At 42.4% G+C, this 12,476-nt stretch carries 15 protein-coding genes; 8 read left to right on the top strand and 7 right to left on the bottom strand.

Features of this window, described 5'->3' with window-relative positions; genetic code table 11:
* The first annotated feature begins 122 nt into the window (after nt 1-122).
* The 3 genes from HWQ41_RS29645 (at nt 123) to HWQ41_RS29635 (ending at nt 4,844) form a co-directional block, all read left to right on the top strand.
* Complete coding sequence (locus HWQ41_RS29645; RefSeq protein ID WP_292770980.1) at nt 123-845, top strand: cyanoexosortase B system-associated protein; 723 nt, start codon at nt 123-125, stop codon at nt 843-845.
* 228 nt (nt 846-1,073) lie between these two features.
* Nucleotides 1,074-2,435 (top strand): polysaccharide biosynthesis/export family protein, encoded by a 1,362-nt coding sequence (locus HWQ41_RS29640; RefSeq protein WP_292770978.1) that lies wholly within the window; start codon nt 1,074-1,076, stop codon nt 2,433-2,435.
* A 219-nt stretch (nt 2,436-2,654) separates the two neighbouring features.
* Nucleotides 2,655-4,844 carry a polysaccharide biosynthesis tyrosine autokinase gene (locus HWQ41_RS29635; protein ID WP_292770976.1) on the top strand — a complete coding sequence of 730 codons (2,190 nt, stop codon included), beginning with the start codon at nt 2,655-2,657 and terminating at the stop codon, nt 4,842-4,844.
* A gap of 154 nt (nt 4,845-4,998) precedes the next feature.
* Here the strand turns inward: HWQ41_RS29635 and HWQ41_RS29630 are convergent, their stop codons facing one another.
* From HWQ41_RS29630 to HWQ41_RS29615, 4 genes are all read right to left on the bottom strand, one after another.
* Nucleotides 4,999-5,670, bottom strand: coding sequence for a rhomboid family intramembrane serine protease (locus HWQ41_RS29630; RefSeq protein WP_292770974.1), 672 nt, complete (start codon nt 5,668-5,670; stop codon nt 4,999-5,001).
* Between the two features lie 126 nt (nt 5,671-5,796).
* The gene (locus tag HWQ41_RS29625) at nt 5,797-6,516 is read right to left on the bottom strand and encodes a rhomboid family intramembrane serine protease (RefSeq protein WP_292770972.1); all 720 of its coding nucleotides are present in this window, start codon (nt 6,514-6,516) and stop codon (nt 5,797-5,799) included.
* Nucleotides 6,517-6,609: 93 nt separating this feature from the next.
* Entirely contained in the window at nt 6,610-7,398 is a 789-nt protein-coding gene (locus HWQ41_RS29620) for an SDR family oxidoreductase (RefSeq protein WP_292770970.1), read from the bottom strand.
* A 181-nt stretch (nt 7,399-7,579) separates the two neighbouring features.
* The gene (locus HWQ41_RS29615) at nt 7,580-8,881 is read right to left on the bottom strand and encodes a hypothetical protein (RefSeq protein WP_292770968.1); all 1,302 of its coding nucleotides are present in this window, start codon (nt 8,879-8,881) and stop codon (nt 7,580-7,582) included.
* Between the two features lie 131 nt (nt 8,882-9,012).
* On the opposite strand from HWQ41_RS29615, the gene HWQ41_RS29610 reads away from it, so the two are divergent.
* From HWQ41_RS29610 to HWQ41_RS29600, 3 genes are read left to right on the top strand one after another with little or no spacing between them, the layout of a single operon-like run.
* Nucleotides 9,013-9,204, top strand: a complete 192-nt coding sequence (locus tag HWQ41_RS29610) for a hypothetical protein (protein ID WP_292770966.1) — start codon at nt 9,013-9,015, stop codon at nt 9,202-9,204.
* Between the two features lie 31 nt (nt 9,205-9,235).
* Nucleotides 9,236-9,484: a DUF2281 domain-containing protein gene (locus tag HWQ41_RS29605; RefSeq protein ID WP_292770964.1), complete on the top strand. Its 249-nt coding sequence runs from the start codon at nt 9,236-9,238 to the stop codon at nt 9,482-9,484.
* On the top strand, nt 9,485-9,877 hold the full coding sequence (locus HWQ41_RS29600) for a type II toxin-antitoxin system VapC family toxin (RefSeq protein ID WP_292770962.1): 393 nt from the start codon (nt 9,485-9,487) through the stop codon (nt 9,875-9,877).
* 65 nt (nt 9,878-9,942) lie between these two features.
* Here the strand turns inward: HWQ41_RS29600 and HWQ41_RS29595 are convergent, their stop codons facing one another.
* On the bottom strand, nt 9,943-10,149 hold the full coding sequence (locus HWQ41_RS29595) for a type II toxin-antitoxin system HicB family antitoxin (RefSeq protein ID WP_292770961.1): 207 nt from the start codon (nt 10,147-10,149) through the stop codon (nt 9,943-9,945).
* 136 nt (nt 10,150-10,285) lie between these two features.
* Here HWQ41_RS29595 and HWQ41_RS29590 point away from each other — a divergent pair, with 136 nt between their 5' ends.
* On the top strand, nt 10,286-10,906 hold the full coding sequence (locus tag HWQ41_RS29590; protein ID WP_292770959.1) for a hypothetical protein: 621 nt from the start codon (nt 10,286-10,288) through the stop codon (nt 10,904-10,906).
* A 49-nt stretch (nt 10,907-10,955) separates the two neighbouring features.
* Here HWQ41_RS29590 and HWQ41_RS29585 read toward each other — a convergent pair whose 3' ends face one another.
* Both HWQ41_RS29585 and HWQ41_RS29580 read right to left on the bottom strand, forming a co-directional pair.
* Nucleotides 10,956-11,213 carry a hypothetical protein gene (locus tag HWQ41_RS29585; protein WP_292770957.1) on the bottom strand — a complete coding sequence of 86 codons (258 nt, stop codon included), beginning with the start codon at nt 11,211-11,213 and terminating at the stop codon, nt 10,956-10,958.
* Nucleotides 11,176-11,535: a hypothetical protein gene (locus HWQ41_RS29580; protein WP_292770955.1), complete on the bottom strand. Its 360-nt coding sequence runs from the start codon at nt 11,533-11,535 to the stop codon at nt 11,176-11,178. Before HWQ41_RS29580 ends, HWQ41_RS29585 begins: the two co-directional genes overlap by 38 nt.
* A gap of 268 nt (nt 11,536-11,803) precedes the next feature.
* Here HWQ41_RS29580 and HWQ41_RS29575 point away from each other — a divergent pair, with 268 nt between their 5' ends.
* Complete coding sequence (locus HWQ41_RS29575) at nt 11,804-12,049, top strand: UPF0175 family protein (protein ID WP_292770954.1); 246 nt, start codon at nt 11,804-11,806, stop codon at nt 12,047-12,049.
* Nucleotides 12,050-12,476: the final 427 nt, after the last annotated feature.

Here is a 12,476-nt window from a genome sequence, read left to right as displayed (position 1 = left end):
ACTCCCCCTGCTCCCCTTACTCCCTTAATTTTTCGTCGCTGATGCGTAAGTCATAAATATTACTGAACTCACGGTGTTATTTTATGAAGTAAAATTTTGCCTAAGTATTATAAATTTTACTGATGATTTCCTTCTCCAAGTTTTTCAAGGAAAACCAATTGAGTCAAATAGCAGCACTTTTGTTATTGCTACTGCTGCTGGCAATCGGAGGGGTTCCCGGATACCTGACAGGACACTGGCAATGGAAACAGCCGCCACCTGTTACTACCCTCAACGAATTAAAACAGATCCGCAAGACTGGATTAACTCTTCCTGGTTGGCAAACCATTGAACAAGCAGAACAGCTAATTGGCGAACATAAATGGTCTTTGCAGCTAATTAAAAAAGAAGGTTCGCAATCCCAGGCAATCCTGCTTTTGCTGCCGCAAAATGGGCCTATGGATCAACCAGAGGTAGAGTGGACAGACGTTAACGGCTGGGGAAGGTCACGCTGGGGAAAGTGGGATGTCGCTCAATCTCGCTCTGCTGAATTTACTGTGAAACCGTCTGCAAAGTTGACATCTAATGTCGAAACGAAAGTAGAAGCTAGGTTCTTTCGCGCTTCCACACCACAGCAAACCTTCGCTGTCTTGCAATGGTACGCAATGCCAGACGGCGGAAATCCATCACCTTTACACTGGTTTTTAGCGGATCAATTGGCACAGTGGCGTAAGCAACGCATTCCTTGGGTGGGCGTGAGCATTCTGATTCCAATGGAACCTTTGGGGCAGGTAGAAACATCTTGGTCTTTAGCCCAGTCTATCGGTGAAACAGTTCAAGCTGTATTGATGGCAGGCCCTTTGTAGAGTCTGTTATAGATGCCTTTATGCAGAGATTCATCAATATCTCTATAAATTGTATTCAGGCTGAAACTCAGCTAAAAGATGTTAACAATATGAAGTTAGAACTTAAATTTAGCAAAGTTCTTCTCTTTTTCTTAGTAAATACTTGCAGATAAAAGAGACATCTAGGACATTCTTAGAGTAAAATAGCCACTCGGCGCGACTAATTCCTATATCAGTTTTCCTGCACCGATGTTCATAGATCCGAGTTCTTATATGCGTGGATTCAGCGCCCTGTGTTTTGTCAGTCTTCAAGTAGGAGTTTTCTTAACAACACCTATCCAACTTGTTCTTGCCCAGCCTTTTCCATCTCAAGGACAATCACGAGGGCAACCCCCCTCGCCTGTGCCAGGTACTGAGGTTGTGCCTCCAGGTGTAAATGACGAAATTTCCCCCCAAATCAGCCGCTACCTCTTGGGCCCAGGAGATACAATTGCCGTTGTGCTTCAGCGTCCTCCTGGACCATACCGCTTAGGAATAGGAGATGGAATTAGCGTTTCAGTTCAGCGCTTTCCAGATTTGAGCTTTCAAGCTTTAATCAACCCAGAAGGTAACATTGTGGTGCCGTTACTAGGAACAGTTTTCTTACAAGGTTTAACTTTGCAAGAAGCTCAACAAAAAATTCGCTTGGGTTTAAATCGTTATGTAGTTGATCCAGTAATAGTTTTAGCCTTAGCAACGCAGCGTCAAGACATTAGTTTTCAAGCTGGAATTAGTCCAGAAGGTAACATCATAGTGCCGCAAGTGGGAACGGTGTCATTGCAAGGTTTAACTTTGGAAGAAGCTCAAGAAAAAATTCGCTTGGGTTTGAGTCGCGTTTTACCAGATCCAATCGTGGTAGTATCCTTGGCAGGAACGCGACCAGTTCAAGTTACCATTAGCGGGGAAATATTTCGACCAGGAATTTATCCGATTAATTCATCAACACCCCGCGTTGCTGATGCCTTGCTAATATCTGGTGGTTCAACGTTGAATGCAGACCTGCGACAAGTGCAAGTACGCCGGAAGTTAATCGATGGTTCCGTGATTTCACAAACTATTGACTTATATGCAGCACTGCAAAATGGCGGTTCAATCCCTAATTTACGCTTACAAGACGGAGATGCGATACTTGTGCCCCGTCGTGAAGTCGGTAATGATGACAGTTATGACCGCAATTTGGTAGCACGTTCATCCTTGGCTGTACAACAGATTAGAGTCCGGATTTTAAACTACGCTGGGGGAGGTTTTTCCACTCAAGCGTTACCTAACGGCAGTACATTTGTAGATGCTTTGGGAGGAGTAAATCTCGACGCTGCTAACCTCCGGGATATCGCTCTGATTCGCTTTGATCCTGAACGAGGCCAAGCTGTTACCCAAAAACTTGATGCTAAAAAAGCTCTAGGCGGTGATGCATCTCAAAATGTGGCGCTTCAAGATAATGATGTTCTTATTGTTGGTCGGAACCTCATTGGTAAGATTACTAATGTACTGACTACCATTACCCAACCTTTCTTCAATGTCCAATCCTTTCTCCAATTTTTTAGAAACTTCGGTGGCGGTGGATCAAATTAGTAACTCTAAAAGAAGGATACAATCTAGAAATAGTTGGGAGTGGAGGAAGCCACATCTCCAACTTCTCTTTGAATTCATTAATGGAAAAATATTAAAGATATCAACCGAGATATACAGTAGGAAGTTGGTAGCGTCCTGATATCAAAGTCACTATCTTGAGTTTGGTGCTTCCTAATTTTTAATTTTTAATTTTTAATTTTTAATTGGAGCGAAGCGACCATGACCCCACCAATTGTTAAGCGCTATCTTATTGCTTTTGAGAAGTACAAGTGGATTGGACTAGCTAGTTTTGCTTTAGTTGTAGCAGGGTCAACTGTGGTGGCTATGCAACCAGAGCCACCTACTAGCTATATAGCATCTGCCGCACTTACCTATAGTGGCCCACCAGTTTCTTTCTCTACAACTGGTAGTCAAATCCAACAGCAAGGAAAGGAACTGAATGAGGAAGTTTTACTATCAAACCAGATAATTGCGGCAGTGGCAGAGAAAGTCGATGTCAAACCGAAAAAGCTCGCTGACAGTATTGCCCTGACTTTACCTAAAAAAAACGCCAGGAGTGGAGAATTGGAATCTAGTATCTTGGAATTGAAATATGTAGATAGTGACGCCAAACGAGCTATACAGGTCTTGGCGGAATTGATGCAATCAATGATCAAGTTGAGCAGTGATATCAATACTGGGCGATTACAGGCAATTATTCAAAAGATTAACGATCGCACACCACAAGTTAAACGAGAACTGCAAATTGCTGAAAAGAAGCTGGAACAGTACGATCGCATAGAGCGAACAGCAATATTAGCAGCAGAAAATGGCAGCTTGTTAACCGCCATTACTTCCAGTCAAAATCTACAACGGCAAATTCAATTAACTATTTCTGGGGTTGATGGTCAAGTTCGCAGTTTACAAAATAAGTTAGGCTTAACAGTCGGACAGGCTTATATTTCTTCTGCTTTGAGTGCCGATCCAATTATTGGTAACTTGCGAGGGCAAATTTATCAAAGTGAGTCGCAAATCGCCGTACTCAGAAAAGATTTGCGACCGGAACACCCAACTATGGTTCAGTTGCAGCGTCAGAAACAAGCTGCTGAGGAATTGCTGCAACAGCGTGCTGCGGAGGTGTTAGGCGGTGAAGGTACGGCGGCTCCACTTCGGGGTAACATTGCAGGTATTCGCACTCAAAGTAGCTTAGATCCAGCACGCCAGCAATTGGCAAACCAAATGGTGTCTTTGCAAACCCAACGAGAGACACTGCAACAACAACTAACTCAAGAAGTCCAACAAGAAGCGCGACTACGGCAAGAGTATTCTCTGATACCCAATAAGCAATTAGAACGATCGCGTTTAGAACAGGAGGTTGGACTTAAAAAAGCCATCTATGACCAAATGCAGGCGAAGTTGACTGATGCTAAAACCGCAGAGGCAGAAACTACCAGCAGTCTCAGCATTGCCAGACGCCCCACAGTCATTCTCAATGCCAAACCTCCTAAGAGTGTACCTATTACCCTTGCTGTGGGTGGTTTTTTAGGTGTGTTGATTGGTGGCGGGGTGATATTTTTGTTGGGAGCGATGGAAGGGACTTTCAAAACCAGAGAAGATATCCGCGAGAGCCTCAAGCAACGGGAAGTGGCACTGTTGGGAGAATTGCCTTTAATGCCAGTTGATGATTTGGATCAAGATGCGGTGCCTGTACTACTTTCCCAGGATTCTCCTTATTTAGAATTTTATGAAAAATTCCGTAGTAATCTGCGCCGGATTGGTGGTAAAAACTTAAAGGTGGTGTTGATTACTAGCACCAGTAGCCAAGAGGGCAAAACGGCGAGTGCATATAACTTGGGTATAGCTTCAGCCCGTGCTGGTAAAAGAACCTTGATTATCGAAACAGATTTGCGATCGCCTTCCCGTTGTACATTCCTGAAAGTAATTCCTGACCCCGACGCCACTATTGAACCCCTGCGTTATTACGCTAATTTGAGTGAATGTATTCGTTTAGTTCCTGATGTGGAAAATTTATACATTCTTCCTAGCCCTGGCCCTGTGCGGCAATCAGCTGCTATTCTTGAATCTAGCGAAATGCGGCGGCTGATCGAAGATGTCCGCGAACGTTTTGATTTAGTTATTTTAGACACTAGTCCCCTCAGCATATCCAATGATCCTTTGTTAATCCAACCCTACAGCGATGGGATCGTACTAGTGGCGCGGCCACACTATACAGAAGAGAATATGCTAGGTGAGGCTATTGATCAATTGGTTGAATCGGAACTGGGGTTATTGGGAGCAATTATCAATGGCGCTGATATCATTGTTTCTGTACCGGTGCAAATTGCACAATCATCAACATTTACATCTGAAGTAGAATCGAAAATTGTAGAAGAATCAGAAGAAGTTTCAGCGAGTGCCAGCAAAAACTAATAGTTTCCAAATAGTGAATTGCTAAGTTGGAATTGCTTGTATAGCTTTGGGTAAAACCTTGGCAAATTGACGGTGGAAATTTCAACGCAGAGTATCGCAAAGGAAGGTTTGATAGGTAGCAATTTTTTCGCTACGAGTTTTAGTAAATCTGTATTTAGTCGCGCCTAAACAACCCAAATAGGGGAGCGAGAATCACCCCAAAAACAAAACCACCGATGTGTGCCCAATAGGCAACTCCACCAGTTTCCACGCTCATGTTAGCGGCTGTTTGAAGGGTAGCAAGACCGGATATCACATTCTGCACAAAGAAAAGTCCAATTATCACTAGTGCTGGAATTCTGATTGTGGTGATGAAAATCCCCAAAAAAACTAAGGTCTTCACTCTAGCTTGCGGAAAGCGGATAATGTAGGCACCTAAAACCCCAGAAATTGCACCACTTGCCCCCAAAGAAGGAATCTCAGAATTCATCCCAATAAACCATTGGCACAAGGCAGCTAAAGCACCACACGCCAAATAAAAAATCAGATATTTGAAATGACCCAATCGATCTTCAATATTGTTACCAAAAACCCAGAGAAACAACATATTCGAGATTAAGTGCCACCAACCGCCGTGTAAGAATTGCGACGTAAATAACGTTATCCACTCTCCCCTCCAATTGGTGGTTAAGGAATGAGGTATTACTGCATACTGACTTAAAAACTGATTCAATTGTGCATGTGACAGGTTGACCTCGTGAATAAAAACTAAAATATTCATGCCAATTAACCCGTAGGTGAAATACGGGGTGATTCGCGTCCGATTTTCGTCGTAGAGGGGAAACACAGGTGTTTTTCCTAAATTATTGACTAACTGCAATATACCCTGTAAGACTGGCAGTTGCGAAGTTTAGGCAATTTCACCTATTAAATCAAACAGTATAATTGAGGGGCATTATGATACTATGAGGAATTACTTATACCAAGATTCTTCCTGGGATTTATCGCTAAATAAACCCAACAGTGGGCCGAGAATTGCCCCAAAGATAAACCCGCCTGCATGGGCCCAGTAGGCAATACCGCCGCTTTCCATACCGATATTAGTAGGTGTTTCGAGACTAGCAAACCCGTAGAAGGCTTGTTCGAGAAACCAGAATCCCAAAAAGAAATATGCGGGGACGCGAAAAGTTGGGAAGAAAAACCCTAAAGGTACAACGCCGAGAACTTCGGCGTTGGGAAACCGGAGAATGTATGCACCCATGACACCTGCGATCGCACCACTTGCACCCAAAGAAGGAATGCTAGAATCTTGAGCGAAGAACCACTGGGTTAAAGATGCCAAAACACCACAAGATAAATAAAACAGTAAATATTTGGCATGACCTAACTTATCTTCAACGTTGTTACCAAAAATCCAGAGAAACAGCATATTGCCAGCTAAATGCAAGAAACCACCGTGCAAAAATTGTGAGGTAATCAAAGTTGCCCACTCTGGCACTGGTTGATGTAGAGAGGTACCAGCAAAGCTTAAAGTCAGTTCTCGTGGAACTACAGCCGCAAGGTGTAAAAATCCATTTAATGCTTGTGGAGGAAGACTTGCTTCATAAAGAAAAGCGAGGACATTGGCAGCAATCAATCCATAAGTTACATAAGGCGTGATTTTTGTCGGATTATTATCTCTAATGGGAACCACGAGCGTTTTTTCCTGATTTTAAGACACCAATTTTACAATACTAAATTTTGCAAGTAGTTTCTTCTACCTCGTGGATAAATCTCGCTTTGAGACTTAAAAACCGAAAGCCAAAAATCCACCATCAACGGTGATACATTGTCCAGTGATGAAAGATGCCGCAGGCATACAAAGAAATGCCACTAAACCCGCTACTTCTTCTGGTTGACCAACTCTTCCCATAGGTGTTTGGGATAGAACTAATTTGAGAAAATCTTGGTTATCGAGTACAGACTCGGTTAGAGGCGTGCGAATAGCCCAAGGTGCTACAGTATTTACTCTAATATGATCGCAAGCCCATTCAACTGATAGCGATCGCGTCAGTTGATTTATAGCCGCTTTAGTCATACCATAAGGAGCGCCTGTACGATTCGAGACTAAACCAGCCACAGAACTTATATTCACAATGCTGCTGTTTTCCCCATTTTGAAGCAGAGGATAAAACAGACGGCACATCTCAAAAACTGATGTCTGGTTTGTCTGGATAATGAACTCATACTCAGATAACGTATATTCTACCAATTTTTTACTAATATTAGTTCCGACATTATTAACCAGGATGTCTAATTTATCCCAGATTTTGCTAACCTTCTCAAAGATGACTTGACGACCATCAGGGGTTGCAACATCTGCTGTAATCCCATAAGCAGGTAATCCTGCTTGTTGCCAGATAATTAGTTGTTGGTCAACATCCTGAGAATTCCGTGCCACAATTGTGACTTCTGCACCCAGAGATAAGAACTCATTGGCAACAGCTAGTCCAATACCTTTGGTGGCACCTGTAACCAGTGCTTTCTTTCCTGTAAGTGTCCAGCGGCAGCTACGCCCGCCGTAGGCATCGTTCATTTGTAATTAGCTATCAATAACCTAATAGTTTATCTTGCAGATGCTCAATGCGATCGCTTTTTGTCGTAATGTAAGCGATCGTAACCCCTAAACCATTCACTGCATCTGATTCCAATTCAACGATAAATTACCCATTCTTTGCAAATAATTTATTCTCAATTCCGACATTATTTACAGGTCGCTACTGGTATATAAGTGACTCTTGCACTCCCCAAATTTTAATTGTTCTATCAATGCTATAACTAGCAATGAAGTTGCGATCGCTACTCATGGCAACATAACCAATTGGCGCTGTGTGTCCCTGCAATATGCATAATTTTCTGTTCATTGCCAAATCCCAAACAACTATTTCGTAGTTGTCTGTACAGTAGATTAAAACTCTACCATCTGAACTCATAAGGCAAGGAGCAACACCCGCAGATGTATAGAGAATGCGATCGCTGATCAATTCCCATACACACACCTCGTCTTGCCGGATTCCGCAAGCCAAAATTTGCCCATCAAGGCGGTTTGCAAGTGAATTAATTGTCAGGGCAGGCAGATTATCTAATGTTTGAATAAGTTCTCCTGTTTCGGTATTCCAGAGTTGTAGCCTATTCTGCAATCTCTGCTTGAAATATGCAACCAACAATTTTCCATCAGGAGTGAAGAGAAGGGGTGATATGGGTGATATGTAGTTACCCAAAGGCAAATTACTAAAAGGTACTAAAGCCCAATCCTGAAATTGATGATGGAGGCGACGAGTATAGGTTTCATAATCCCAAATCTCTAACCTTCCTGTTTTACCCACAGTATAGCCAGTAGCAACTAATGGCTGTTTAGTTGGGCAGACAGTTAAGCAATGGGGATGGGTTTGAACAGGACGCATAAGGTAATCGGGATAAGTGCCAATCGGCTCTTGTGTTTCTGTATCTAATGGCCAGAGAAAGTCCTGAAAGCTAATGATACACACTTTGCCGCTTTTGCCTAAACGAAATTCGTGAGCCATCGCTAGATCAAAATCTTTCTTGCTTTGACCTGTTTCCAAATGCCAAATATTAACGAAAGATTGCTTATAATACAGATCCCAATAGCAAATAAGAGTGTTATTGTAGTCTGCGATCGCAAAATAATATGGATGATGTTGTTCAGGTTTGTAGCAATCGAGATTAAATTCCGTCAAGGTATGTAGGCATTGCATTTTTGCAAAGGGCAGATAATTCAATATGGCTTGTTCAGCAGTAGCTTCGCTGCTGTAGGACAATAAGAGCAAAGCTGATTCCCGCACTTCTCTAACATCATCGCCCAATGCCTGGATTACTAGATCAATTCCTTTGTGCCCATATTGAAATGCTTCTAAAAGAGCATCCACTTTTTGTTTTGTAGAACCACCGCGCAAACGATATCTAATGCCCTCTAATCCCTCTAGTGCTGGACTAGAAGAAGAAACTAGGTCGTGTTCTCTCATCACGTCACTGTTATCTGTGGGCTTTTCAGAATTCATTTCGCAAACACTACAAACTAAGTAATCTCTAGATTTTTCATAGCAAATAAACAAAAAACAATCAATCTACCACAATAGTATTTTATTAATTTATAACCTAGCATCCCACTATTTTATCTTGCAGATGCCCAATGCGATCGCCTCAGCTAGTCCAGCCTTATAGCAATGCAATAAATTCTTCTACGCTTGTGCTGCTTTTGGTTTATTCGCGGCTTGGTCTGATCAGCGCGATCGCACCGTTCAGTAGCTTCAACAGGATTGACAGAAGAGATAGAATACTGTTGATTTACCTGAGTCCACCGATTCTAGTTGCAGATTGCTAAGATTTTTATAACGTTGATCTGGAATCCTATTATGAACATCGCTGAACAGATTTACGCACTCGTTAAATCCCTTCCCCAAGAGCAAGCCACCGAGGTCTTGACTTTTGCTGAATTTATTCGTACTAAGCACCTAAATGCTAACCAACCCATCGATACAGTAGACTCAGTTTCTTGGGCGGAACTTGTTTATTCCCTTGCCGGAACTTGGAGAGAAGACTTTCCCAGCTTGGAAGACATTCGGGCTGAAATAGGACAAGACATCTTACGGGAAAGTCTCTAGATGTACGTTTTGGATACCAATACTCTGATTTACTACTTCAAGGGTCAAGGACAAGTTGCTTACAACCTTGCCAGTATCCCTGCTGAGGAAATTAGTATTCCGACAATCGTTGTGTTTGAATTGCAAGTCGGGATTAAAAAATCTACCTCCCCAGCAAAACGCACCCAGCAACTTCAGCAACTTTTGAGCCGAGTAAATCTGGTTCCGTTCGATTATGATGCTGCTCTTGCTGCTGCGACAATTCGCACCCAGTTAGACAAGCAAGGAACTCCAATTGGCCCGATGGATATTTTGATTGCAGGAATAGCGATCGCACTTCAATCGACTCTTGTTACTCACAATGTCAACGAATTTTCTAGAGTTGCGGGACTTGCGATCACTGACTGGTATTGACTATCTATCATCTCAATTTTCGATAGCTCTGACGCAATCTCTTCCTGAAATGCTCGGTACTTTACTCACACGAGTACCAGAAAAGTTTCAAAGTTATCTTCTGGAACAGGCAAGCCATCCTCCTCCAACGCGGCGGCATAACCTGCGATCGCCTCTTTGATATTAGAAAGGGCTTCGTGTTTAGTCTTACCCTGGCTAAGACAACCTTTTAGGCTAGGGCACTCTACAACCCAGTAGCCATCTTCATCTCGATACACGATTACCTGTCTCATATTCCACTTGATAACAAAAAATGTGTATAACTGCATTTTATCTTGTAGATGGTTTCTGACGATCGCCTTTTATCGTAATGTAGATGATCGCAACCCCTAAACCATTCACCGCATCTTATTCCAATTCAACAAACTCATGTTTTTTTCAAATTCCCTGGAAAATCAACTCCAGCGCTGGAACGAAACCATTCGCAATCAGCCGAAAAATCATAATGCTTACATTCGCCGAGGCATGGTTAACTTTCAACTGGCCAAGATTGATGCATCTATTCAAGATTTTGACATAGCAGAGCAATTGGATGCCCGTATTAAACCCTACCTCTGGCAACGTGGATTATCGTACTATTATGCAGAAAGATTTGCTGAGGGCGCTCAACAATTTGAAATAGATTTGACTGTGAATGCTCAAGATGTCGAAGAAACAGTATGGCGATATCTCTGCATAGCTCGTTCGTTAGGTGTTGAAGAGGCACGTAATTCTTTACTAACTGTGAAAAATGACCCTCGACGTGTTATGCAGCGCGTATATGATTTGTATGCGGGAGATTGTATACCAGATGATGTTTTAACTGTTGGTCAATCAGAAGGGATAAAGGGAAATTTTTACAGTCATCTTTACTTGGGATTATATTACGAAGCCCAGAATAATCTTGATTTAGCTCAGGATTACATAGTTAAAGCTGCTGATAATTACAAAATTGATGATTATATGTGGTATATGGCGCAGGTACACAAAACGCTGCGAGGATGGTCTTGATTTGCTCAATAGTCAATAAATTGTTGAAATCTTTGTCGTTCATATCGATTTACATGACTTCTTCTGCCAAAAGTTGCCCTTTGACCCGTTCATATTCATCCTCAAGCAGCCATTCTTGGGCTGCTTGATAATTTGAGTGAGCAACTACAAGTTTATAGTCAGATGTTGGGTTGAAAATACCACAAGTGCCATCTTGATCGCAAATCAACATCAGAATTTTGGGTGGGAAAAGAACTGGATCAACCCAAAGCTCCAAGAACTTCCAAGTTTTAGCAAGTTCTGCGAGGGCTGGTACGTGGGATAGCATGATATTCACCTGTGGTTTTGACAATTTTAATTTCACCGTAATAAAGCAGTGTTTGGCTGCCGTCTGTTCTAATTATGTAACCAATCGCCTCTGGAAAGTAGAGTCCATAACGTTCGTAGTCATCCTCTTCATCGTCTATCCCGGTTCGTTCTCCACTTTTGATGATCGCCTGCGTAACTCGTTCTAGGGTTTGGCGATCGCTGAACACATGCGCTCTACCTTCTCTTTGCAGCAACCGTTGAACTTGAGGGGTGTTGGGCAAATGGCGATCAACAAGGCTTGGTCGGCGATCTGGAGTGATGTTTCGGTCAATTCCGCTCATGGATTCGGCGATGTCTACGATGGGCGTAGCTGCGGCACACTGTATCAGAATCGCTATTTTAGGCGATTATGCTGGTTAGAAGTGGTATGTGCAATCAGATGTTAGCAAATTAGGCGATCGCCTCGAAAAGAAAACTTTGCGATCGCACCTCAACAGATAACCTCAGCCAGCTAACAGTTGCGTTCAGAAGCTGCCAGCATCTTTCACAATAGAATCGTTTATCTTTAAATTAAAATTAGGATAACTTAATTTTCTCCGGCAGAATCCAATGAGCGTTGTAATTCCTGATGACATTCTCCAATCAACCAAGATGACTGAGGATGAATTAAAGCTCGAAATCGCCATCATATTGTACAAACAGGAAAAAATTAGTAGTGGCAAAGCCCGTGCTTGGACTGGGTTGACAGTGATTGAGTTTCAACATGAATTAGCAAAACGGGGAGTTTGCATTAACTATGATGTCGAAGATTTGCAAGCAGATATTAAAACCTTGCAATCAATGGGCTTGCTGTGATTGTTGTCAGTGATACTTCCCCCATCACAAACCTCGCAGCTGATTACTGTGTAAACCTTTTCTATTTATTGCTCTTGAGTACTTAAACATCGTATTGAAGTACTCAAACATCGTATTGAAGTACTCAAACATCGTATTGGAGTACCCAAACATCGTATTGAAGTACTCAAATATCGTATTGGAGTACCCAAACATCCTATTGAAGTACCCAAATATCCTATTGAAGTACCCAAATATCCTATTGGAGTACCCAAATATCCTATTGGAGTACCCAAATATCCTATTGAAGTACCCAAATATCGTTATTGATCTCCCCAACCCCCCTTAAAAAAGGGGGGCTTTAATTCCGGTTCCCCCCTTTTTTAAGGCTAAGGTGTACACACAAGTCTGAAATAGCTGATTAACCAAGGTTTTACCCCACCCTAAC

The organism is Nostoc sp. NOS(2021) (assembly GCF_017115025.1).
Lineage (GTDB): Bacteria > Cyanobacteriota > Cyanobacteriia > Cyanobacteriales > Nostocaceae > Nostoc.
Note: the sequence above shows the minus strand (reverse complement) of the source record. Positions and strands in the feature narration are given on the sequence as shown.